At 33.9% G+C, this 23,506-nt stretch carries 21 protein-coding genes; 8 read left to right on the forward strand and 13 right to left on the reverse strand.

Features of this window, described 5'->3' with window-relative positions:
• Positions 1–44: 44 nt before the first annotated feature.
• The 6 genes from AB0A59_RS14490 to AB0A59_RS14515 form a co-directional block, all read right to left on the reverse strand.
• Positions 45–713 carry a DedA family protein gene (locus AB0A59_RS14490; RefSeq protein ID WP_458744909.1) on the reverse strand — a complete coding sequence of 223 codons (669 nt, stop codon included), beginning with the start codon at positions 711–713 and terminating at the stop codon, positions 45–47.
• 114 nt (positions 714–827) lie between these two features.
• Positions 828–1,199, reverse strand: coding sequence for an FTR1 family protein (locus tag AB0A59_RS14495; RefSeq protein ID WP_458744911.1), 372 nt, complete (start codon positions 1,197–1,199; stop codon positions 828–830).
• Positions 1,200–1,207: 8 nt separating this feature from the next.
• Positions 1,208–3,244 carry an FTR1 family iron permease gene (locus AB0A59_RS14500; protein ID WP_458744912.1) on the reverse strand — a complete coding sequence of 679 codons (2,037 nt, stop codon included), beginning with the start codon at positions 3,242–3,244 and terminating at the stop codon, positions 1,208–1,210.
• Between the two features lie 278 nt (positions 3,245–3,522).
• Positions 3,523–3,984: a hypothetical protein gene (locus tag AB0A59_RS14505; RefSeq protein WP_458744914.1), complete on the reverse strand. Its 462-nt coding sequence runs from the start codon at positions 3,982–3,984 to the stop codon at positions 3,523–3,525.
• 121 nt (positions 3,985–4,105) lie between these two features.
• A complete protein-coding gene (locus AB0A59_RS14510; protein ID WP_458744916.1) occupies positions 4,106–5,335 on the reverse strand; it encodes an ammonium transporter in 1,230 nt (409 codons plus the stop codon).
• Positions 5,336–5,678: 343 nt separating this feature from the next.
• Positions 5,679–5,975: a hypothetical protein gene (locus AB0A59_RS14515; protein WP_458744918.1), complete on the reverse strand. Its 297-nt coding sequence runs from the start codon at positions 5,973–5,975 to the stop codon at positions 5,679–5,681.
• A 124-nt stretch (positions 5,976–6,099) separates the two neighbouring features.
• Between AB0A59_RS14515 and AB0A59_RS14520 the strand changes: the two genes are divergently transcribed.
• Positions 6,100–7,131 (forward strand): alcohol dehydrogenase catalytic domain-containing protein, encoded by a 1,032-nt coding sequence (locus tag AB0A59_RS14520; protein WP_458744919.1) that lies wholly within the window; start codon positions 6,100–6,102, stop codon positions 7,129–7,131.
• Between the two features lie 151 nt (positions 7,132–7,282).
• Entirely contained in the window at positions 7,283–7,597 is a 315-nt protein-coding gene (locus AB0A59_RS14525; protein WP_458744921.1) for a hypothetical protein, read from the forward strand.
• A 97-nt stretch (positions 7,598–7,694) separates the two neighbouring features.
• Here the strand turns inward: AB0A59_RS14525 and AB0A59_RS14530 are convergent, their stop codons facing one another.
• Both AB0A59_RS14530 and AB0A59_RS14535 read right to left on the reverse strand, forming a co-directional pair.
• Positions 7,695–8,933 carry a multicopper oxidase domain-containing protein gene (locus AB0A59_RS14530; RefSeq protein WP_458744923.1) on the reverse strand — a complete coding sequence of 413 codons (1,239 nt, stop codon included), beginning with the start codon at positions 8,931–8,933 and terminating at the stop codon, positions 7,695–7,697.
• 613 nt (positions 8,934–9,546) lie between these two features.
• Positions 9,547–9,798, reverse strand: a complete 252-nt coding sequence (locus AB0A59_RS14535; RefSeq protein WP_458744925.1) for a hypothetical protein — start codon at positions 9,796–9,798, stop codon at positions 9,547–9,549.
• A 680-nt stretch (positions 9,799–10,478) separates the two neighbouring features.
• Here AB0A59_RS14535 and AB0A59_RS14540 point away from each other — a divergent pair.
• Complete coding sequence (locus AB0A59_RS14540; protein ID WP_458744927.1) at positions 10,479–10,703, forward strand: hypothetical protein; 225 nt, start codon at positions 10,479–10,481, stop codon at positions 10,701–10,703.
• 319 nt (positions 10,704–11,022) lie between these two features.
• Here the strand turns inward: AB0A59_RS14540 and AB0A59_RS14545 are convergent, their stop codons facing one another.
• Together AB0A59_RS14545 and AB0A59_RS14550 are read right to left on the reverse strand one after the other, a co-directional pair.
• Positions 11,023–11,331 (reverse strand): hypothetical protein, encoded by a 309-nt coding sequence (locus tag AB0A59_RS14545; protein WP_458744929.1) that lies wholly within the window; start codon positions 11,329–11,331, stop codon positions 11,023–11,025.
• Between the two features lie 186 nt (positions 11,332–11,517).
• On the reverse strand, positions 11,518–12,297 hold the full coding sequence (locus AB0A59_RS14550) for an asparagine synthase C-terminal domain-containing protein (RefSeq protein ID WP_458744930.1): 780 nt from the start codon (positions 12,295–12,297) through the stop codon (positions 11,518–11,520).
• A gap of 70 nt (positions 12,298–12,367) precedes the next feature.
• On the opposite strand from AB0A59_RS14550, the gene AB0A59_RS14555 reads away from it, so the two are divergent.
• The gene (locus tag AB0A59_RS14555) at positions 12,368–13,153 is read left to right on the forward strand and encodes a 6-pyruvoyl trahydropterin synthase family protein (RefSeq protein ID WP_458744932.1); all 786 of its coding nucleotides are present in this window, start codon (positions 12,368–12,370) and stop codon (positions 13,151–13,153) included.
• Positions 13,154–13,323: 170 nt separating this feature from the next.
• A complete protein-coding gene (locus AB0A59_RS14560; RefSeq protein ID WP_458744934.1) occupies positions 13,324–15,696 on the forward strand; it encodes a valine--tRNA ligase in 2,373 nt (790 codons plus the stop codon).
• 39 nt (positions 15,697–15,735) lie between these two features.
• Here the strand turns inward: AB0A59_RS14560 and AB0A59_RS14565 are convergent, their stop codons facing one another.
• Both AB0A59_RS14565 and AB0A59_RS14570 read right to left on the reverse strand, forming a co-directional pair.
• A complete protein-coding gene (locus AB0A59_RS14565; protein WP_458744936.1) occupies positions 15,736–16,104 on the reverse strand; it encodes a DUF6659 family protein in 369 nt (122 codons plus the stop codon).
• A 261-nt stretch (positions 16,105–16,365) separates the two neighbouring features.
• Positions 16,366–18,405 (reverse strand): discoidin domain-containing protein, encoded by a 2,040-nt coding sequence (locus tag AB0A59_RS14570; RefSeq protein ID WP_458744937.1) that lies wholly within the window; start codon positions 18,403–18,405, stop codon positions 16,366–16,368.
• Positions 18,406–18,722: 317 nt separating this feature from the next.
• Here AB0A59_RS14570 and AB0A59_RS14575 point away from each other — a divergent pair, with 317 nt between their 5' ends.
• Positions 18,723–19,646 (forward strand): hypothetical protein, encoded by a 924-nt coding sequence (locus AB0A59_RS14575; RefSeq protein ID WP_458744938.1) that lies wholly within the window; start codon positions 18,723–18,725, stop codon positions 19,644–19,646.
• 52 nt (positions 19,647–19,698) lie between these two features.
• On the opposite strand, the gene AB0A59_RS14580 is transcribed toward AB0A59_RS14575, so the two are convergent.
• Positions 19,699–20,169, reverse strand: coding sequence for a RidA family protein (locus AB0A59_RS14580; RefSeq protein ID WP_458744940.1), 471 nt, complete (start codon positions 20,167–20,169; stop codon positions 19,699–19,701).
• Between the two features lie 85 nt (positions 20,170–20,254).
• Here AB0A59_RS14580 and AB0A59_RS14585 point away from each other — a divergent pair, with 85 nt between their 5' ends.
• On the forward strand, positions 20,255–21,043 hold the full coding sequence (locus tag AB0A59_RS14585; RefSeq protein WP_458744942.1) for a plastocyanin/azurin family copper-binding protein: 789 nt from the start codon (positions 20,255–20,257) through the stop codon (positions 21,041–21,043).
• Positions 21,044–21,374: 331 nt separating this feature from the next.
• Positions 21,375–23,486: a thioredoxin domain-containing protein gene (locus tag AB0A59_RS14590; RefSeq protein ID WP_458744944.1), complete on the forward strand. Its 2,112-nt coding sequence runs from the start codon at positions 21,375–21,377 to the stop codon at positions 23,484–23,486.
• Positions 23,487–23,506 lie beyond the last annotated feature (20 nt).

The raw sequence follows: 23,506 nt of genomic DNA on the forward strand, positions 1-23,506 counted from the left end.
TCAGGTGAAGAAGATTATATTAAAATGTTATCTAAATAAATATGCTAGTTATTTTTTTTGTGATCATCGTCAAAACTACCATCAGAATTATCGATAGCCCATGGAAACCATCTGCCAATTATTTTGGCCCAATCAAATTTAAATGTAAAAAATAATACCACAGCTAATATTACTACAGTTATTATAGGAACCAAAAAGGTCGAATACCCATTACTAGAATCGGTTACAACAAGGAATTTATCCATTATTGGTCGACCTAGAAATACGGTGCCCCACACAATTGTTGCCCCGAGGAAAAACTTACCTGCGAATGTAAATAGAGCAAATCTAGACGGACTGTATTTGGCAATCCCTAGGGGAATATATACCAAATCATCTGGTATTGGAGTTAAAGCGGCCACAAAAACCCCTATACCACCATATTTGCTTAATAGTTTCTGAAGAGGAAGCATTCGGGTTTTTGTCTTTTTACTTAGAATGTTCCTACCATAATAGCTTGCAATAAAGATTATTGTTTTGGCCATAACCGCTCCAATGGTGCTCAGTAAAACAATTAGGTTTGGGTCCAGACTTTTATCTAAAGCTGAAGTAACTAAAACGGGAAAATATGGGACTGGAATAAATGGAATAATACTGCCTACAAAGCTGATCAAAAATATACCAATGTAACCTGAACTGCTGTAAAAAGAATATAGGTCCGGTATATCAATCAAACAAAAGAATATTAAATTAACAAATATAACTACTTTATCAATTTTATTAATTTTTTATAATAAATATAGTAAATATTAGAAGTCTTTGTCTACTTCCTTCCTTACTTCCTTCGTTCATCCTCTCTTATGCTTGTCTCCCACGGACTTTCTCATTGAAGCTATAACTTGCTGACGTCTAGGTTGAATAATTAGAATATACACCGATCCGGCTAGGTATATCGCTAGTAATATTACTTGTCCCAAAACAGTTTCTAAAGTAGGATGGATTCCAGTCATAGTTGCCACATTAATATCGAATCTAGGAATTATGCCCAGCAGATGAGTGGTTGAAATCCAACCGAGCTCTTGGAATTCGCGTAAAGCATTTCCTAAGAATGTAATTGACATAAAAGCTCCAACTCCCATGGTAAGCCCAAACAAAACTCTTAATGGCAATTTCTTCCCCAGTTTTCGAATTATAAAGACGACTGCAATTATTACAGCCATGCCCAGAATTAATCCTGCAAGTACTTGTACAGCTCCATATATTTTGCAAAAGAAAATAGAGCTTGATAAAACAAGACTGTTTCAAAGCCCTCTCTATACACAGTAAAGAAAGACAGCAAAACAAATACCATAAAACTACCAGTAGCGGTTGCTTGCCATACTTTGGCTTTAACAAATTCAATCCATTTCTTAGTTTCAATCTTGTTCAGAACCCAAAAGCTGACCCAGAATAATACAGCTACTGCAGAAATTCCAGCAATAGCCTCAATAAGTTCCCTTTGTGCACCAGATATTTCTATTATGAATTCAGCAATAACCCAAGTCACAGCAGTCAGTGCAATAGCAAGCATTACTCCAGCATATACGTGCTTTTTGTACTTTTCATTTCGTGATGCCTCCAAGTATGTCAAAATGGCACCTAGTATCAAAGCAGCCTCCAAGCCTTCTCTAAAAATAATTGAAAATGATGAAGAGAATGCAATAGCAGGTGCAACGACTCCGATACCCGAAACAAACCGTTCGGATTCATCTAATCCATTTTTAAGTTCTGAAATCTTTGAAACGACTTCATCAGATGGAGCACTTGAAGTAATGAGGTTACGCAATTCAGCAAACTTTATCTCCATTTCGAGAGTAAAATCTGGATCGATGGGCCTCAAGGGTATTTCAATATTTTCATAACTATCAAGATAAGCTGATCTGGCGGTTGCTAGTGCTTGAGAAGTGTCATTTTGATTATAAACAGCTATAACTTCATCTAGTTTAACTCTGATTGTATCTATATCGTTACGAACTTGACCCTTGAAATCTTCCGAGGTTTCGCCCATGGAACGTCTTTCACCAGTATAAATTCCAAACCCTTGTTTTAGAGAATCAATATTGGCAGTATTCGTAACAAAAGAGGATGGTAATGTAAAATTATTGTTGGACTGTGCATTGTTGGCAGTACTTAGCAACTGTTTGGAAACTTGTAGATCATCTTTTATGTTAGAAATGTAAGGTTCAATGACAGCAAGTGAAGTTTGATTTTTGATTAAAGCACGTAGATTTTCTCGCATATTTGTTTCTATTTGCAACATTAAGGTGGAATTTACCTCCTCGATTGGGGCTTCAAGGTATTCATAATTATCCAAGTAGGCAGCAGACACATTTTTGTCTGCAGCAAGATAATTACCATTTTGAACGGAGGAAATGGCGTTATTTAAGAGAGTATCTATGTTATCATAATAGATCTGAAGAGACGGGTCAACGGTGCTGGTTGTGCTTTGCATACGAATATTGTTAGACTCGTTCAAATCATTCTCTATTGCGAAAACTATTCTTGAAAACTCTTGATTATTGTCACTTTTGGAATCTATTATTGTATTCAAATTTGTGAGAAAATATTCTATCTCTTTAGATTTTGCATCAGGCATATTTGGCTTTAATATTTCAAAAATTGTATTTGATTGATTTATCAATCCTCTTGTATTCTCATAATCTATCATGGCAAAGTTTGCAGCATCAGTGTCGGCAGTTTTTGAAGAGTTCAAGTATAACCCATATGAATTATAGGCATCCCTTAATAGATACGACATGGTCTGGGATTCAAGAATTGAAAAATCCTGTGCAGAAAACGTATCTTTCAGTTTTGAATAAAAATCGTCAATTATGTTTTTGGAATCATTTATTTCAGTCAGAATAACAGGAGAATCAGGATTAGAGCGAATTTGCAACGGAATATCAGTTAGTTTATTTTCTAAATTTCTGGCCAATTCTTCGTCAATAGAAATGGCAACAGGTTTAGTGGATGGGAAGATTATTGAATGCGGTATATACGCATGCTCAAATAACAGAGAATTATTATTAATATTTATTTTATTTAATAGAATATCAAGTTGCGTGTCTATTCTATTTAGATTGATATTCAAAAGCAATAGATCCTCATTTGATATTGTAGGATTTTCTGTGGAAGTAGAATTTTGGGCGAGGGCATTACTTACAAACGAAAATGAGATATTTACTATCAGAAATAGCAGAATAAAAGGTGCAAGTAGTTTTACCACATTCTTTTACCTCGCGTACAACCGCTAATGATAGGACTAGAGTGATCTATTAGACATGGCGTTAATACTAATAACATTAGGCTTCCCTAATTTTGTTAGACATGCAATTTAAACATTCTTTGTTAAATTTACTATGATTGACATAGTATGATTAAAAGTATTACAATAATATCTCTAAAGTTTTAATTAATTATAAAACCACGATTCTGAATTAAATATAATTAGTATACAGCTAGAAAATATTAAAAATAAGAAAATGAAAAAATAATTTTATTAGATCAAAGAGTTAGTGCTACATCCGAAGACAATGTATTTGATAGTGTTTCAGTCTTATTCAAATCGGTGAGAGTGACATTAGTTTTTACACTCGTTAGAGAAGGGTCAGAGAAGGATGTAGCAAATTGAATAATTCCCGATTCAGTTATTGTAAAGCCGTTTGGATAAGAAGAGGTCTTTAATAGGGTTCCATTAGGTGCATACACCTGCATTACTCCGTTAATAGTAGAATCTACTAGCGAAAGATCCTTAGTTTGATAGTCAACCAAAAGTTTTACTTGATTAAGGGACGGATTTGAAGTTAATGGTCCGAAGGTAGCAGAATTTAGACTTATTGTAAGTTTCTCTAATGACTGTGCATTTATGGCATTAAATGAATAGGCTCCAAAAAGTAACAAAGTAGCAGCAAATAGAGTTGCAGAAAGCAGCACAATTCTTTTGTGATTTGCTAATGAATTATACATCAATTTAAAATCTAATATAATACTATAAAAACAATATGTTAAGATATAATTATACATTTTACTAAAATAATTTAAAAAAAATAAAATTTGATTTTATGAAGATAAAAAGATAAAGGTGAGATTACTTATTTTCATAAGCCACCTCCTGATGATACGAAATATCCAGGCCCAGGTCCTCCTCTTCTTCCTTTGCTCTAATCCCTATAGCATAGTCTATAATCTTCAAAATTACAAATGTTCCAACAAAAGCTAATAGCGCGCCAACTCCAACACCGAAAGCTTGGATTGGTAACTGCATTGGGTTTCCATATAGCCAACCGTTTGGACCGATTGGATTGACTGCTTGTGTTGCAAACAGACCTATCCACAAGCTGCCAACTATACCAGTAATCCCGTGAACAGAGCTTACATCCAAAACATCATCGATCTTTAATCTTTCCTTTATCAATACAATCCCGTAATAGGATGCAAAGCCCAATACGATACCCAATATGAATGCCCATTGACCTGTAATAAAACCGGCAGTTGGAGTAATTCCAGCCAACCCCGAAATTGCACCATTTATTGCTGCACTAACGGTAGGCTTTCCAGTTCTCTTCCAACTTAGTAGTATCCAAACAAGTGCACAAGTACAAGCTCCTATTTGTGTGGCTAGTAGAGCACTTGCAGCAAGCGCCCCCGATGCCAGAGCACTACCTGCGTTGAAACCAAACCATCCTAGCCACAGTAGAGTAGCTCCTATAGCCGCCAGCGGAAGATTATGAGGCACCATAATTTCCGGACCGAATCCCTTTCGTCTACCCAAGACCAAGGCCGACGCTAGAGCCGCCATACCCGCACTTGTGTGAATAACTATACCTCCTGCAAAATCAAAGACTCCTAACTTTGCTAGCCAACCGCCACCCCATATCCAATGGGCGAGCGGATAGTAAATTACAAGGCTCCATACAATTATGAAAATGAAAAAGGCATTCCATTTCATACGTTCCGCAAAAGCACCAGTAATAAGGAGAGGAGTGATGACTGCGAACATCATTTGGTAGGCAGCGAAGTTAACTCCAGGTATTGTGGGGGCCCAAGAAACCGAATCGCTAAATGGTACATTGTTAAAGAAAAACCAAGAAAGGTCTCCTATAATTCCATTAACGTCCGGTGCAAACACTAACGTGAAGCCAACTATAAACCACAGGGTTGATAGTAGCGCCATTCCCGTCATAGTTTGCATAATTACAGATAACGAATTTTTTAGTCTGATTAACCCTGACTCAAAAAAACCCAGAGCAGGGGTCATCAAAAATACTAATCCAGTGGCGATTAACATCCACGTGGTATCACCAGTATCTATTGCCAACGGTCACAAAAGGTTTACAGTAGATTATAAAGTTTTTCCTTTTTTACTTAAGAATTCGAGTCAAAATAAATAGAATAATAAAATTATCATAAAATTTTGATTTTTTGATTAATAGATTTGAAATATGCAAGATTATAAGGTTTTAATTTTGCTTATTCAGATTCCTAAAAATTATGTATTTAATATACAAGAGTTTGTTGTAAAAGTAAAAGCATGTCAGTAAAAAATTTTCAATTACAATTCTTTAATTCATTTAGATAATGAGAAATTAGTCTGAGAAGAACAACCCCGACTTCATTACTTTAAAAAAATGAAAAATATTCTTTCTTTTTCTTTCTTTTTCTTACTTATTGAAATTCAAGAAATTTTCCCAAAAATTCTTGAAGTCTAATTTTTTTGTTTCAAAACTTTCCTTATCTGTCAACTGTGATTGAGTGTTGTTACTTGTGGAATTTTCAGATAGAGCTGTATTACAGCTTTGACCATTATTACAAGTGGTTACGACGCAGCTATCGTTTCTACAACTTTTTTCGTAATAGGTAGAAGTGCTATTATTGCTATTAAGCGAATATCCATATGGAACTTGGACTACGGAAAACCCAATAACAAATATCACCATAAAAATAAGATAAACATTCATAAGCAAAAGTTATTATTCATTGTATTTCTAAATTTTGATACAATCTAAAAGATGATTACTTACCAAGTATTAACAATAAGAAAACAAAAAAGGTATTATACATAAAATACAACTGAAATAAAATATGAAAGCCCTTTTCTTTAACAAGCCCGGCATTGAAAATTTGATCTTTGGAGATTACGAATTACCAGAAATAGGAGATTATGAAGTCCTAGTACAAATCAAGTGCACCAGTGTCAATCCCATTGATTATTATGCTGTAACGGGAATACACGGAGTAAACGGTCCTGCAATGAAGATAAATCCATATCCTCACATAGCTGGCTCTGAAATTGCGGGGACTGTAAAAAGTAAAGGCAAAAGAGTAAATAATTCAATCAGAGAAGGCGACCGTGTTATACTATATAACAGAGTATTTGACGGAATCTGCAAATATTGTAGGAATAATTATCAAATGCTCTGTGAATACGGCGGAATGATCGGTATTTCAATAAATGGCGGATTTGCAGAATATATAATAATTCCTCAACACAATATCATAAAGATTCCTGACGAATTAGATTGGGAACTTGCCTCTGCTTTACCTATATCAGGATTAACAGCCTATAACGCAATACTAGAATCAGGACTCAAGTCAGATGAGAACCTTGTAGTATTTGGTGGTTCTGGCAATACAGGCCTTTTTTGCTCCCAGATTGGCAAGGCCATTTCTGCTATTACAATATCGCTTTCTTCTAAACCATGGATTAAGCAGTATGGCGCAGACTATGTTTTACCAATTGATGAAAACCTTAGAGCAAAAATTTTTGAGATTACAAATGGAGCTATGGCTGACGTAGTCATTAATTCACTTGGAGAAGAGACATGGACAAAGGGAATGGATGTGGTTGGAAAGCTAGGAAGAATAATTATATTTGGTGTACTTACTGGCGGTAACCTAATTATTGATGGCAGATTGATGTATAACAAACAAATTACGGTTAAAGGTACTACTGGAGGATCCGTTAAAGGTTTACTAAATCTTATAGAAATGACAAAAGAGCAAAATATTAAAACTAAAGTTTGGAAAAGATATTCTCTTGAAGATTCAAGAAAAGCCATAGAAAAGGTTTTTGACAAAAATAGAGAAGGAAGAATAATTATAGAAAACTATTAATGAATTATAGTTAAGAATCTTCACTAGCAATATAGTATTTAATAAGTATCCGATAAACTATAAATTCATTATATAATTAAAATCATAATGATACATTCTAAATTACTAACTAAGGTATTACTTTTATAATAAGAAAAAATATTGATAGTATATGAATAATCTAGGCAAGTTATCCGTTGTAATGATAGCTATTTTCGTAGCAGGTAATTCCATTTATCCAGTTAGTCAACTGGTAAATGCACAATTGGATATTTTAGAGACACCTACAAATCCTAATAACACATCGACATCATCATCAACAACTACAGCAACTACAAAAGCCGTGGACCCTGACAAAAGTGCAAAGATAAAAGAAGCATTAGCTAATATATTCGAAATATATCAAGCCCTAGCAGAAAAGGGCGATGTAGATTCTTTGCTAAAGCTAAATACTATAGAGAGAATATTGCTAGAGTTATTGAGATAAGATAATAACTTAATTTCTTTGTTTATTTTATTTATATTATTTTGCCTAAATACTATTTTTCAGGTTATATAATAATTAGTTAAAAAAAAGAGATGGTTTATGTTGTAGATGTGGTGTTTTGACCGTTCCAGGCTGTTGGAGTACCAACCATATATGGTGTGACCTCCACTGGAATGCTGTTTGTGCCAGTTGGTGGAATTGCATTTGATGGATTTGCATCACTTGTCAAACCAAGACTATTGCTTATAGCGTTGTCTGGACCGTCAACTACAATTAGACCTGCTTGGCCTTTGAACAATTGTGAGTAGTCATGGTTTACAAATGCGTAAACTCCTGGTTGGTCAAATACTACATCAACAATTGCATCGTTAGATCCACCTACTGTGTATGTTTGTTTACCAATTCCATTAACAATGCTACCATCTGTTACTCTGTCAAGTATTTCACCTACAATGTGGAAGTTGACTGGAAGATCACCGTGATTTAGCACGAAGAATCTTGCGTGGTCACCTACTTTCATGAATAATGGCATTTGACCTACTTTTGTAATTACCGGATCATATCCAAATGGCATACCGTTAATCCAAGCGCTGGTAGGAATGTGTGCGTTCATAGCTTCTCTATCGAATGCGCCTTCAGCGGTCAAATAGTATTCTGAGAATTGGAATGTAACTTCTTTAGCATCTGGAGATACGTCTGTTGTATTTAATGCCATAGTACCATTTTCTATGCCGACACCTTCATACCCAGTATAACCATCTACTGGATCAACAATTACACCACCGACCATTCCCTGGAATACGTGTTGGTCCATGTTTATAACCGGAACGCCAGCTTCGGTTCCACCTTCACAATGGTATTTGAAGAATCCTGGTTGAGTTGCAACAAAGGAATACTGTTTTGAGTCACTCACATTTATTGGACCGAAAGCAGGTGAAGCGCTAATTGTAGAAGCATGATGATCTAAGCTGTGGACTAGGGAATTATTGGGATGATTAATGATGTTAACGTTCAAAATGTCTCCTACTGTCAAACGAACTGTTGGTCCCGGAATTGTACCATTCCAAGTCGAAGCTGATATATTTGAACCATCACTTAACGTAATATTCTTCTCAATGGCTACAAAAGTTACATTCTTTTGTGGTGCTTCACTTTCCTCTGCCTCTTCAGTAGAGATCTGTTGGAACCCTCCACCCATTACTAAATTCATATTGGCTAGTGTTAATTGACTTTGATCATTTGATATTGCAAATGATTTCATGTTTACGCCTGGAAGTAAAATTAATCCAGACATCAAAACAGCTGACAAAGCAAAAATTGCTAATGTACTCTTCATCTAGCTAAATTAGATAGAAGATATTCTTAAACCTTTTGGAGATAAGAATTTTATATAAGATAGTTTCATGAACAAAAATTTGGATAATTTTAATTTTAAATGAATGAATAATATTTACTTTCATCTACAAACAATGCAAATCTTTAACAAAACGTCAAAATCCATAACTTATTCTATTTTTCGTCAGATTAACCAATTAATATTGTTAGTTAAAACTATATTTTGGATAATTTATAAAAATGAGTATTATATTATACGAAATGTAGGGGTCAAGGTATAGTGAGTGAATAAGTATCTTATCAATCGTCTTTAATTGTTTCACACCGTTGAAAATTCGATATTTATCCATAACTTCTAAAGTTGATCAATTAAAAAAACAAGAAATATTTATCGCGTTATCTTACTACTGATTAAAATTTTTAGCAAAGAAATTGTGATGATTTGAATACTAATGATCTGAATTAATCATGGTCACTTTGAGAAAGAGCAGGTTTTATCAATTCATTTCAATCGAAATATCTCTTAAAAAATCTATATATTATGTAGACGATTTGCATATATGAAAAGTTAATAGTTAAAATGGAGATTAAAAAAATTGAAGAATATACAACTTCTAACCAAATGTTGCATTAATAGGTGCTGGAGTGGTAGTCGTTGCATTTGTACCATTAGCTATCATAGTAGTTCCGTTAATTTCCATTCCTGGCTGTATTGAAGATTCCGGGTTGGTTTCCATTGCTGACATTGTATTATTTTCTGACTCTGTATTATTTTCTTGAGCTAGTACTGGCATACTTACACCTATAGATAACACTGATACGGCTAGAACGCAAATCGTTGCGAAAATGAGAATGTTATTCATCATGTTTAGTTACACAACAAGGTTTATAACATTCTACTAAAAGTCAAAATTGACCTTTTGTCAATAATTCATATCTTTTATATTTTTATTGCTACTATTAGGATATACAGACATTCCTGATTCAAAGTCCAATCTAATGCCATTTCCCACATCAGGTTCTTATTAATTGATGGCTAAAATGTATTCTTTGTTGGTGAAATAAAAAATTTCAAATCAGCAGTTAGCATAACACCAAAAGATATTGAATTACAATAGATCCATATTTTTCCAATTAATGTTTTTATTGCTACTATTAGGATATACAGACATTCCTGATTCAAAGTCCAATCTAATGCCATTTCCCACATCAGGTTCTTATTAATTGATGGCTAAAATGTATTCTTTGTTGGTGAAATAAAAAATTTCAAATCAGCAGTTAGCATAACACCAAAAGATATTGAATTACAATAGATCCATATTTTTCCAATTAATGTTTTTATTGCAGAAGCAAATTTTATTGATTCGTAACTGATATGGAATTGGCTATTAATTCATACCATATCCTAACGCAGTATTTTGAAGACTATTAAGTAATAGCAATCATAACAGAACAAATTGATTATTTTCCATGAGTTATTATTTTTATTTTACATTATTAGCTCTCATGATGCTTATTCCAACAACCCAATCTATCATCATCATTTTTGAATACACAGGAACAGGATTCCAACAAGACTTGGGTTAGTACACCACAAGGATCTGCAAATCCTGAGTCAGATATGACCGACGTGTTTCAAGACAGTGGTGCCAACCAAGTCAAATTAGAGTTAAGGTTAATGAAACGATTACATGGAATAATAACGATACTAAACCAGATACCAGTAATCAAAGGTAAGATATATCCAAATTCGAAACAGTCTTGTATCTAATAATTTTTTGTGTTGAATAAAAAAAATGGTTACCGTGGTAAAATAATGTCTAACACGAAATTTCAAACGTAATGCATAAGAATGGATAAGCTATCCACGATTTAATTAATTTTAATAAATTATGCAATACGTCTTAATTCATCCAAAATGATCAAATAAGTGATTTATTTATTATCCTGTATGGCCTGGTCATTATTTTCTTAGTTTTTTTCCCTATAAAATCAGGCAATCGCGTAACTGGAATATGCAAATATTCAGCAATGGAGCACACTTTACCTATTTGGAATAGAAATTCTTTTGGATCAATTTCTTCCTTGAATCAGTGTATAGCCATATTTTCAAGAAAGGAGTCGGCTTGTATTTCATTTAATTTCGAATCATTTAGTCTATTTTTTAGCCTCATTGATGAAGCAAGATAAGTCAGACTAAGACCATTTCTTTTCAATAAAACTGCAACTGCTCTGGGTAGGTCAATATCTTTTATACTTTCTTTCTTGACCGCTGTAATTATATTAGTGACACTACCATAGCTTATTTCGTTTTCATCAGATATGATATTACAAGGTTTGTCTTCAAGCCATGCATTTATTACTTTTTCCTTGATGGCAGATGGAACCTTTTGACCCATTGGAATATTAATTTATAAATATTCAAAGGTATTAAAGAACTCCATTACAGCACAAAATGACCACAGAGCAAAATTAGGACATTTGACCATCATTTGACCATCATTTTAAGGAATAAGACATCAGGCCAGATTCATTTATTCCGCAAGGTAGTCAGATATAAGACACTATTGCACAACCATTGTATGTTATACTTTCAAGATGCTTTTATTCTTTAATAGATATTTATGAATCATTGATCCATACTGAATAGCCTTTTTAGGATGCATGGCTGCTTCTTTTGGAACGCCAATTCTTATTGCAATCTCTCGCAAAATATGCTTTCTTAACATATCATATTGGCCATTTATTTTATATTCCATGGGGATACTTTTTGCATATTTAACAAATGTTTTTGATAGAAATGGTTGGTATGAATATATATTCAGTTCTGCTATCACATTGGAAATTTCTCTCATCATATGATCTTCATTGTTTAATTTTTCTTCCATGTAAGTGGTTACAGACTCCTTACCATTTTGATAATAAGATCTATATCGATCATATCCACAAAATAACTCGTCAAATCCGTTAGCGGTTAGGAAAGAATCCTCCAATTCGTGATATTTTATGATTTTACTTATCTGAAAAAAGGCAATACAGTTTTCAATGTGGGAAAGAACATTACAAGAAAGTTTTGATTTTACAAACTTAATGTCATCCTGGACATCCTCCTCCTTAATCTCATAAGCTATGTGATTCATAGCTAAAGAGAGAGATTTAGAAATAGATTTAGAAAAAATAATATCATGGGAATTGGCAAAACCAATTGTTACTAGGTGTACTTGTTTACCCAGATCTTTACAAATTTTTGCCAATAAAGAACTATCAACCCCTCCAGAAAATGCTATCACGACCTTATCAGAATGATTTGTGAACTCTTCAACCGTAGAATATAAAATTTGGGTTAATTCGTCGGATATGAGCACTTTTAGGTATTGGTTACTTCAGAATATATTTGTAATAATTATAATAGAGAGAAGATAAGTAAAAATAGATTTGGATAAAGATGTGAAATACATAGGTCAAAGCAAAAACTTGATCAAGAATAGAACAGGATATTCAATCTCAAAACTATTGGACTTTTTGAAAATTGAATATAATTACGATAATGTTTTAAATGATTCAAAATTAAGTATAGATTTTAAAATTGGAGATAAATTCATTAAAATAATTGAAAACGATAATGACATGAATGAATTTAGAATCATTCAAGAAAGATTCCCATTTGTAGATATGATTGCCGTAGGGAGATCGGCTTACTTAGGCAAAATAAATGAGATGCACAACATCTTCCTGTTTGACAAAGAAAGCAAACAGGTTGGATCTATATTTATCGAGGACCCCTCATTATCATTTGATTATGCTCATATATTACCGCTAGTCGAAAAGTGTTCAATAATTCATGGTCACACGTCTACGGTCATGGTAGAGATTATAGGCGAAATGAAAAATAATCTAGTGATCGACTTCTCAGAGGCTAAAAAATTAATTAAAGAAGCTTTATACCAAATCGATCATAAATTTTTTATTAATAGAAAATATTTAAAGAAGGAAGACAACGATCACTTTTTTATTGAATTTGACGGTCCAAAAGGATTTTTTGATTTAAAAGTTCCAAAGTATACAACCTATCTTTTAGAAGGCGAGGCGACTGTAGAAAATCTTTCTACAGAAATTATAAGAATGCTATCAGGCAAAATGCCCGAGAATGTACAAGCCCTTGGTGTGTATATATATGAGGGAGTCAATAAGGGCGCTCATATTCTTTCCTACATCCGATAAGTGCTAATAATTAGTAAAACCTTGACACTCTCATTTCAGTAGCATTATATTCTAGAATTATTCAAGATTCAGATTACATCTAAAATTCCATCTAGACATCCAGAACATTCGTTGAGACCGACCTAGGAAGGTTAATAACTAATTAATAAAAGAGTATTACAAATTAAAAGTTGAGTTCAAAGATTACTGAAAAGATATGGTCATCAGATATTGAGAAAAAGATCATAGAAGATTGGAAGGTTAATAATGTTTATGATAATGTTGAAACTGATCAAAGTAAAGATAAATATTTTGTTATAGATACTCCCCCTCCCTATCCATCTGGAAGACCGTGGCACATCGGTGCAGCTGCCCATTATTCTCAGATAGATATGATTTCAAGAGTTGCCCGCCTAAAGGGCTTTAGAGTTATTTTTCCAATTGGCGTGGATCGTAATGGCATTCCCGTAGAAATCCACACAGAAAAAAAATACAAGATCAGAATGAGAAATACAGAAAGAAAAGAGTTTTTGAAGTTATGTAAGATAACGCTTGACGATACTGAAAGTGAATTTATAGAAATCCTAGAAAGCTTGGGTTTAAGTGCGAATTTTAAACAGAAGTACCAGACTGATTCTCCTGATTTCAGAGCATTTACCCAGTCAACATTTATTGAAATGTGGAACAAAGGATTAGTATATCTTGGAAATAGACCAAACAACTACTGCATTGATTGTGGTACCACAATAGCAGATGCAGAAATCACATATGAGGATGTTGAGACTAAATTAGTTTACATAAAATTTTTCTTAGAGAATAATAACGAATTCATTGTAATTGCCACTACTAGACCAGAACTCCTCTTTGCATGTCAAGCGGTAATTGTGAATCCCGATGATGAGAGATACAAAGACATGCAAGGAAAAACTTTGAGAATTCCAATTTTTGATAGAGAAGTAAAAATAAAACCACATCGCTCTGCTAACAAAAGCTTTGGATCTGGAGCGGTTATGGTTTGCAGTTACGGTGACCTAAACGATGTTCAATTATTCAGAGAAATGGGTCTGACGGAAATTAAATCTATTGAATTGAATGGAAAAACAACAGAATTTGCCGGAATGTTTTCTAATTTACGCATAAAAGAAGCAAGAAGTAAAATAATAGATGAGCTAGAAAAGCAAGGGTTAGTAGAAAAGATTGAAATTATTTCCCATAGAACTCCCCTTTGTGAAAGAAGTAAAACCCCGATTGAAATTATTTCTTTGGAAGATTATTATCTAAAGCAAGTTGATTTTAAGTCAAATTTGTTAGAACGCTCTAAAGAAATAAAATTCTATCCAGAAATGCATAGACAAATCCTATTGAATTGGATAAATTCAATTGCGATAGACTGGCCTATCTCAAGGAGAAGATTTTATGGAACTGAAATTCCGATATGGTATTGTACAAAATGTAAAAAAGCAAACCTTCCTGAACCTGGAAAATACTATAGACCTTGGGATGAAACTCCACCATTTGATAAATGCAAATCGTGTAACAATGACAAGTTTGAAGGAGAAAAAAAGATTTTCGATACATGGATGGATTCGAGTATAACTCCTCTTTATATTACGAAATTCTATAAAAATAAAGAAATTTTTAATAAAATCTACCCTCTTTCTATTAGACCTCAAGGAAAAGACATTGTAAGGACATGGCTTTACTATACTCTTCTAAGATGCTTGTACCTTACGAGTCAAATTCCATGGCATAGTACTTGGATAATGGGATACGGAGTTGATGAAAAAGGGGAGAAAATGAGTAAAAGTAAGGGAAATGTAATTGATCCACTTCCCATTATTAAGAAGTATGGTGCTGATGCATTCAGATTTTGGTCTGCAAGTGAGACAAATGTTGGATATGATTTTAGATGTTCGGAGCAAAAAATACAAAGTGCACAAAAATTCTTATCGAAATTATGGAATATTGGTAGATTCATTTCTAATTTTGAAATAATTGATGAAAACAATAAACCTCGAGAACTAAAAGCGACTGATAAATGGATTTTATCAGAACTCTCAAGCATGACCAAAAAATGTCTTGAAGGTTATGAAGAATTAAATTTTTTCATCCCCGCTAATGCATTGAGAGAATTTACATGGAATATTTTTGCAGCCCATTATATTGAAATGATAAAAAGTAGAGCGTACAATAATGAAGCAGAGGATGAAAGAAAATCAGCTCTTTATACAATTCATAAATGTTTTAGAACTATATTGCTTTTATTAGAACCGATTTCTCCATTTATTACATATGAGTTGTGGAAGAAAATCTATGAGGACGGAGAGATAATTTCAGGTCAAAAAAATATTCCTATCGTAGAGAAAGAATACGATGTGTTTGTTTCATCGACACATCACATTATCAAGTTCAATTCAGAAATATGGAATAAGAAGAAGGAAACTCTTTCTAATATTACAAATAAGCCCCTTTCATTAAAAGATCCTATAAAAACAAAGGTACCCAGTGAACTAGAGTCATTTAAGGATGATTTAATAATGATGCATAATATTATGATAGAGTAAAAAATTCTGAAAGAAGAAGGTAAATAAGGTGAATGGGTATTAAGCCTTATTTCCACTAACTATATCTAGAATATCTTCTGCCAAATCAATTACGTTTTGAGACTCTAGATTAGGTTCTAAAGTAATCAACAACATTTTCTTATCTAAGTAAAATGTTAGCAGCGATAACTTCTCACGTTCTATATATGCAAAACGAGCTTTACCCATAGTATCGTCAAATCTTTCTCTCATAGACTTTCTAAGAGCAGTATGAGTCAAATACAATTCTTCGCTTGGTTGATCAACAATGGAATCAATTCCGTGACGCATTCCACCAGCTATCAAAGAGCCGGTTTCATCAATTAATCCAGCATATCGGATACCATCATTTAGCTCAAAAATAGTATCAATTATTTTTTGGTAGTCCATAAATAAATAGAACAGTCACTATTTATTGAATGTTAAGATTATCTTCAGGCATATTTCAATATAATCCAAAAAACATTTTTATTCGAATATATAAAAATAGCAAAAACTTTGTAATTATGAAGATCTTATTATAAGCAAATCTCCTTAATCTTATTAATCTATAACGAATGAAAGACACAACTTTGTAATTATTTTTTTCGTTAATTAAGGTATGAGTAAGAAAAGTATAGAAGAAAAGTATAGATGTCGAAGAATGATGGATTAGTTTGCAGCTATTTCCCTCACACTCAGATTCTTTATATCGACGTTTGAAGTGCCGTCCCATCGGAATGTAACAATGGGTCCTCCCCATGAAATTTGTTGGTCTGGACTTCCTCCACATCTATCGCCATCCTCACCGAATCCTCCGCTATCTGTATAACCAAACACCTTCTTCCATTGACCGTTATTGCTTTCATCTACCCAGTTTTCAAGTTTTACAGCAGGCTCGCCATTTACGACAGTGTTAAACATGACGGTTTTGAATCCTATCCATTTACCTTCGATGGAACCTATATTTTTCTGGGCGGGTGTAAATGAGTAACCCCCTGAATGCCATTGTTCTTTAGCAAATCGAGAACGTCCGTCTGTGAATAACCCCCCTTTATATGCGGTACCTTCACAAGGAACATCTGAGTTATGTTTTCCACCATGGGCATACAATGTCAAATCAAAGTCAGAATCTGAAGCTGAATTGATTTTAACATATTCTGTTATTTCCACATTCCTCCAATCATTCACGGCTTGCATATACCCTTTGGCTGACAGGGATTTTTGATCATAAGTATCAATATCACCTTGGTGATATCCAGTACTAGTAAATACATTCATCCTAACCTTATCAGATGTTACCTTATATGATCCATCAGCATTTTTCTTCAGAGTCAGTTTGGGATCAAATCTATTGTCAGAAGACGGATTAGCCATATTCATGAACCACTTTTCGCCATTTGGTTTGTCAGGATAAATTTTCTTTACACCAAAGACATCTGTTTCATTACTTGGATTGGGGGTTGGTGTTGGTGTTGGTGTTGGTGTTGGTGTTGGTGTTGGTGTTGGTGTTGGTGTTGGTGTTGGTGTTGGATCTGTTGATGCAGGTTTAGAAAATGCCCTGATCTCCGATATAGAAGCCCAGTCGTTTTCCGTATTCCCATTTACAGTAACTTTGATATATTGTGCTGTCAAATTAGAGTCTTGAATCAGATAACGTTCATGTGAGTTGGTTTCTCCACTGCTCTCGCCGTCATATAGAGTCGTAAAGGCAGTGCCATCAGTGGAGGTAGACAAGACAAAATCATTTGTCCTAACGTCTCCTCGGTGCCATGCAATATCTACAGCACAAAGTATACCTTTTTTCTCAAGCTCAATTTGAATATTAGAGCCTGAGCCGTAGTTTGACCATCGGGTGTTAAAGTTATTGTCAAGCACGTTTTGTGGTCGGTTACCATCATTACCATTAGCACCTATTCTAGTAACTTTATCTTGAATACATCCTGCAGGCAATTGACCGGGGTTGGGTTCTGGGCCTGGTCCTGGACCTGGACCTGGACCTGGGGATGCAGGTTTAGAAAATGCCCTGATCTCCGATATAGAAGCCCAGTCGTTTTCCGTATTCCCATTTACAGTAACTTTGATATATTGTGCTGTCAAATTGGGATCATTAACTACATAGGATTCATATGAATTAGTATCACCACTGGACTTGCCAGTAAAGAGAGGTGTAAAGGTAGTGCCATCAGTGGAAGTTGAAATCATAAAGTCATTTACCCTAACGTCTCCTCGGTGCCATGCAATCTCTACAGCACAAAGTTTATCCTTTTTCCCAAGATCAATTTGAATATTAGAGCCCTTTCCATAATCAGACCACCTAGTATTAAATTTATTGTCAAGCACGTTTTGTGGTATATTGTTACCATCTTGACCACTAGCACCTATTCTAGTAACTTTATCTTGAATACATCCTGCAGGCAATTGTTGACTAGGGCTGAGGCTTGGCGTAGGTGTAGCAGCGGGTGTAGCGGCAGCGGGTGTAGCGGCAGCGGGTGTAGCGGCAGCGGGAGCTGGATCAGGGCTTGACAAAGGCCAAGGCCAAGAATTTCCATCATTTCCTGGCGATGGTGGTGTTCCATCTAGATATCCACTTATTATATCATTGATATTCACACTAGCATGTGCATTGATGACAAGGCTGGATAATCCAGGTGTGGAAAAGATTAATGTTAATGCTAGAAAAACATATAAAAAGTTATTATATTTTTTCATTTATACACTTACTCCATTTAAAATTGTATTTCTTTGTAAACTCAAATCAATTTCGATAAGTAATAGTGCATTATGTATGCTCATTCCAAGAATTTAGGAGAATGTCATATTTATGGGACGCTTGTTTTTATTATCAAAGAAAAACAATGTAGTTAGTTATAAAACTATTATAATTAATAATTATTATCTAAATTATACTACCAGTATTTTACTATCTTATGAAACATAAGAAGAGACAATTAAATAAAATTATATGAATTTTTATTACAAATTAAAACATATTTCATAAATATTACCAACCGTAATATAAATTAGAATTGTTTCAATATATTAAGATTAAAAATGTTGTAATCATAAGTGCATTTATTGTCTTTATTATTGGTTCCACATCATTTGATTTAAATAACAAAGTAAATGCCGCACCAGTAGATTTACCAAAAGTAAGTCTAAATCATAATGGCGGTATTTCTGATATGACGCCGACGATAAATGTGAAAGATAAGATAATGAAAAAAGTCGGACAACCAGAGGACACGGAGACTTTAGAATATAAGTCTCTAATATACGCTATAAACAGAGGAGATCAGGTATCGTTTAACTTTGAAGATGAACCCTCTCAAGTTGATGCTTTTCTCGTAGACTATGAAACTGATTATAGTACATTATGGGCTTTGGAAAAAACTGAAACTGGAGAATACATAGCAAATGTTCCCTCACCTGGGCTCTACAATCTTGATGTACATGCTATATATCCAGACGGAGAATACGTGTCATACTCTAAGTTACTAAACGTTGTAGACAACAATCTAAATCTGCTAAGTTTAACTCCAGAAAATAATCAATGTGGCAATGAGATAACATTAGATAAGCTAACTGCAAGTGGCAATCCCGCTACAAGCATATTGAACAAGGTAATTAATCAGCCATTAATAAAAGAGCTGTCATTTGGTATTATTGACGAATTGAACGTTCAGTTGAACAATGTCAAGAATATCTGCGGAATTCAATTAGGGCTCAAAAATGCACAAAATGATATCAATTTCTTTGCAGTACAGGGTTCAAGTGACGGCTCACAGTATTCTGATCCAATAGTTTTTGCAAACACAGGATTCAGCGGTGAACTGCCAGAAATGTACATATATCCATCGTCCATAGAAGCCAAATTCTTAAAAATAGTGCCTCTTGGAAGTACATTAGAAAAGGGTTTAGGAATTACGGACTTTAAGTTATTTGGTCAGTAATGCCCATCGTTTGAAATATAAATGAAGAAATAAACTTCTTTTTTTTGATTTTCTATATTTGAATTATGAAATCAATTTCTACAGGAGAATTTAATGGTAAACTGTTTACTCCAACAGCTACTCTAGAGTGCCTTCCTAAATCTCCAAACACCTCAATAAGGAAATCTGAAGCTCCATTGATTACCTTTGGATGATCTGTAAAAGTATCATCACAGTTAACATAACCTGTTATTTTGACTATTCTCTTTACCTTATCTAAGTCGCCAATTAGGCTCTTAAGAATTGAGAAGGCGTTTAAACAACAAATTTTACAAGCTAGTTGAGCATCCTCGATTGAAATTTGTTTGCCTACTTTACCTTTAAAATTCAGATCGTTTGATGGAGAATTTATGTCAATTGGAAGTTGACCTGAAATAAAAACTAGATCGTTGATATTCACTATTGGAACATACGAACCTAAAGCTTTTGGTTTTCCAATTGGAATGACAAGATTCAAAGATTCTATTTTTTTTTCTGGTGTCATGTTTGAATATTCCATCATTAGAATTAAAAGGTTAACTTTTTTGTATTCAGTAACCTTTTTAATATCTTTGACTTTTGTTGTAATTATGTCAAAGGAGGGTGACCTTCCAAAACTTCCAATCAAAAACAAGAAAATAGGTACTATAGGTTTCTCTGTTATTGTGATAGGTTTATCATTGCTATCTATCTATATTTTATGGGCGTCCTTTGGCTATATTGGCCCTTCGTTCTCATCAGATGTTTTAAATACGCAACAATCAACTTTAAGAGCCCAATATCATTTACCGGAAGAGCCAATTATTACGGATCCTACGGTATTACAAACCCCACCTTCACTTCGCCAGTTTTTGACAGAAAATGCAACTAGTGGTTCGATCAATGCAACTAGTGGTTCGATCAATGCAACTAGTGGTTCGATCAATGCAACTAGTGGTTCGATCAATGCAACTAGTGGTTCGATCAATGCAACTAGTGGTTCGATCAATGCAACTAGTGGTTCGATCAATGCAACTAGTGGTTCGACCAATGCAACTAGTGGTTCGACCAATGCATCAGATCAAGCTTCAGGTAATGTTCAAGTATCAATTGTACCGGGTGCATCAACTTTGACTGATACGGCTTACAGTCCAAACCCTATCGAAATCACTGCTGGTCAAACCGTTGTATGGACAAACGATGATTCGGCATTTCATACTGTGACATCTGGAAGTGCCGGTGCACCGGACGTAGGGAAGGCATTTGATTCGGGTTTAGCTGGTCCCACAGCACTTACCAGCAAGGGAAAAACCTTTGAGCATAAATTTGATACAGCAGGGGAGTATCCGTATTTTTGTACCTTACATCCAGCGATGGTGGGTACTGTGATGGTAAACTAAAACAGAAAAATTCATTTTAATTTGTATTTGTTAATGAAATTAAAGACGCAGAGATTTCATCAGATTGTTAATTGTTCATAGTATTTGAAACAATTCATCTTTACTCACATACAGATAATGAATACCAAGATAATTGCTGCCGGAACAGAGTTCTCGATTTAATTAGAAAATGAGTAAAGGAAAGAATATTTGGACATGAATTCTAGTCCTGCGTTTCCTGCTAATCCATGCCTAAAGAGATATTTTTCTCATCTAATTGCGATACTCTCAGAATAGAGTAGTAAAAAAGCAAAGTAGTACATAATAAATACAATCATGTACCTTCAGAGTCATGGATAATCGTTTTGACAATGCAAAACCCAATTCGTTGATCAAAGAAAATAGTCCCTATCTATTGCAACATGCTTATAATCCAGTTAAATGGTTGGCTTGGAATGACGATTCTATCAATTTGGCAAAAAAAGAAGACAAACCAATCTTTCTGAGCATCGGATATAGTTCCTGTCATTGGTGTCATGTAATGGCACATGAGTCATTTGAAGATATCGAAGTTGCAAAAATCATGAATGAAAAATTTATTAATATAAAGGTCGATAGAGAGGAAAGACCAGATATAGATGACATCTATCAGAGAGCATGTCAACTTGTAAATGGTAATGGGGGCTGGCCATTATCGGTATTTTTGACTCCTGATCTTAAGCCATTTTATGTAGGTACATATTTTCCAAAAGATAGCAGATATGGTATGCCTGGTTTTACTGAAATTTTAAATCAACTTTCTCAGGCCTATTCCCATAAAAAAAGTGACATAAATCAGACCACCTCGGAATTTGTAGAAGCGCTGATAAACACATCAAAAGATATTTTGAACAACAAAAGTGTAGAACTTGACAAGACAGTTCTAGATGAATCTGCACTAAATTTATTGCAAATGGCAGACTTTATTCATGGAGGTTTTGGAATGTCCCCTAAATTTCCTAATGTATCTAACCTATTATTTTTGCTTCGTTACTACGATATATCACATATCGAAAAATTCAAGGACTTCGTAACTCTAACAAGTGAAAAAATGATCTTTGGAGGGATACACGATCATCTAGGAGGTGGATTCTCGAGATATTCGACCGATCAAAAATGGTTAGTGCCTCATTTTGAAAAAATGTTGTACGATAATGCATTATTGGTTATTTTGTTTTCTGAAATGTATCAAATCACTGGGGAGAAAATATTTAGAGATACTGTTGGAAAAACCTTGGATTATATTTTACGTGTGCTTACAAACAAGGAAGGGATTTTCTTTTCAGCTGAAGATGCAGATTCTGACGGAGAAGAGGGAAAATTTTATGTATGGTCTAAGAGAGAGGTCACCTCAATAATTCAAAATCCTTTGCACCAAAACATCTTCTGTGAATACTTTGATATAACAGAAGTAGGCAATTTTGAAGGGAAAAACATACTAAATATCAAAACCTCCGTCGAACACCTAGCGAAAAAGTATGGATTAGATGTAAAGGAGGTTAATAACCTTATATCTGTAAATTCTGCAAGGCTTTTTGATATCAGAGAGAAAAGGATAAAGCCTCAAAAAGATGATAAAACAATTTTATCATGGAATGCACTAGCTATATCTGCTTTTATCAAAGGTTATAAGATAACAAGTAAAGAAGACTATTTAAAAACGGCTTTAACTGCGGTGGATGTCATCGAAACAAAGTTAAAGTCTAACGAAGGATATTTATATAGAATTTATAAACAAGATAAAGCCAAGATACTCGCTTATTTGGATGACTATGCTTTTTATATAAATTCTCTTCTGGATTTATTTGAGATAAAGACAAATCCAAGGTTCATTGAACTAGCATCTTATTATACAGATGTTTTGATAAAACATTTTTGGGACGGAAAAGAAAATAATTTCTATTATTCTTCTGACATGCATGAATCTATTCTCACTAAAACCAAAGTCTTGTATGATTTGGCTTTGCCAAGCGGAAATTCGGTTTCAATTTCCAATTTAATCCGTCTTTATCATATAACAGGGCAAAACAATTACATAGACATGGCTGAGAAAATGATGAAAGGATCTGTATCATCCGCACTAGATAATCCATTTGGTTTTGGTTGGTTACTATCATCGACATATCTATATATTAAAAAACCAACCGAAATAACCATTTTTACAAAGGATAATAAATCAGACATGATTGATGAATTGAATAAAATGTATGTTCCAAATGGTATTTTTTCTATTGTACACGAGGACAGTATCTCAGAAAAGCTAGATAATTATAATTTATTCAAAAATAAGTCACTAATTAAAGAAAAACCTGCTAGTGATTTTGCTATAATATGTAAAGAATTTACTTGTTCTCCTCCATTAACTAGTGTGGAAAAAATAAGGGATATTTTATCTTCAAATTCATCAAAGGAAAGAATTAAATAATTTTTTTATAATCATATCAC

It is taken from the genome of Candidatus Nitrosocosmicus sp. T (assembly GCF_054408485.1).

Bases quoted from the DNA above. Each gene is read 5' to 3' on its own strand.
- AB0A59_RS14515 (WP_458744918.1), bottom strand. From the start codon at position 5,975: ATGAATGTTTATCTTATTTTTATGGTGATATTTGTTATTGGGTTTTCC.
- AB0A59_RS14505 (WP_458744914.1), bottom strand. From the start codon at position 3,984: ATGTATAATTCATTAGCAAATCACAAAAGAATTGTGCTGCTTTCTGCA.
- AB0A59_RS14530 (WP_458744923.1), bottom strand. From the start codon at position 8,933: ATGAAGAGTACATTAGCAATTTTTGCTTTGTCAGCTGTTTTGATGTCT.
- AB0A59_RS14520 (WP_458744919.1), top strand. From the start codon at position 6,100: ATGAAAGCCCTTTTCTTTAACAAGCCCGGCATTGAAAATTTGATCTTT.
- AB0A59_RS14525 (WP_458744921.1), top strand. From the start codon at position 7,283: ATGAATAATCTAGGCAAGTTATCCGTTGTAATGATAGCTATTTTCGTA.
- AB0A59_RS14585 (WP_458744942.1), top strand. From the start codon at position 20,255: ATGTCAAAGGAGGGTGACCTTCCAAAACTTCCAATCAAAAACAAGAAA.
- AB0A59_RS14565 (WP_458744936.1), bottom strand. From the start codon at position 16,104: ATGGACTACCAAAAAATAATTGATACTATTTTTGAGCTAAATGATGGT.
- AB0A59_RS14545 (WP_458744929.1), bottom strand. From the start codon at position 11,331: ATGGGTCAAAAGGTTCCATCTGCCATCAAGGAAAAAGTAATAAATGCA.
- AB0A59_RS14535 (WP_458744925.1), bottom strand. From the start codon at position 9,798: ATGATGAATAACATTCTCATTTTCGCAACGATTTGCGTTCTAGCCGTA.
- AB0A59_RS14580 (WP_458744940.1), bottom strand. From the start codon at position 20,169: ATGACACCAGAAAAAAAAATAGAATCTTTGAATCTTGTCATTCCAATT.
- AB0A59_RS14570 (WP_458744937.1), bottom strand. From the start codon at position 18,405: ATGAAAAAATATAATAACTTTTTATATGTTTTTCTAGCATTAACATTA.
- AB0A59_RS14590 (WP_458744944.1), top strand. From the start codon at position 21,375: ATGGATAATCGTTTTGACAATGCAAAACCCAATTCGTTGATCAAAGAA.
- AB0A59_RS14495 (WP_458744911.1), bottom strand. From the start codon at position 1,199: ATGGCTGTAATAATTGCAGTCGTCTTTATAATTCGAAAACTGGGGAAG.